Source organism: Mycobacterium sp. ABE4_509 (assembly GCF_056160785.1).
In genome coordinates this window covers 1-410 of sequence record NZ_JBSWXU010000351.1, presented here as the reverse complement: position 1 = coordinate 410, position 410 = coordinate 1, and the positions used below count along the sequence as shown (strand labels likewise).

The 410-nt window shown below is 72.0% G+C and carries 1 protein-coding gene; it reads right to left on the bottom strand.

Going from position 1 to position 410, the window contains the following annotated elements; genetic code table 11:
* Positions 1 to 410, bottom strand: a 410-nt coding sequence (locus ACXAID_RS28435) for a DUF222 domain-containing protein (RefSeq protein WP_475025478.1), incomplete at both ends; no start/stop codon positions are given.

Genomic DNA, 410 nt, shown 5'->3' with positions numbered 1-410 from the left:
CATGCCCGGGGCGGCGTATTTGGCGAAGATCGCCTCCCACACCGCCCACGCCTGCGGCGTCAACGCCCCGCTGACCGGGACCATCGCATCGCTGCCCTGCTTGCCCTTGGACAGTGCGCGGGTGCGGGCCCGTTCACGCTCGTCGGGTTCGGGGCCGTCCTGATCGAACAGGAACAACGCCCGCGCGGCGGCCCCGGCCAGTTCGGTGGGGCCGACCCCGACCGCGGCGCGGACCAGGTCGATCTCGAACTGCTCGGCGGTGGCGGCATCGACGAAGCCGGGTAGCTTGGCCACCGCGGCGCGGATCACCGTGACGTGTTCGGTGTTGATCAGCCCCCGATCCTGAGCGATCGCCGTCGCCGCCAACACCGGCGATAGTGGTGGCCCACTGATCGCCGGGCGCGGCGCCA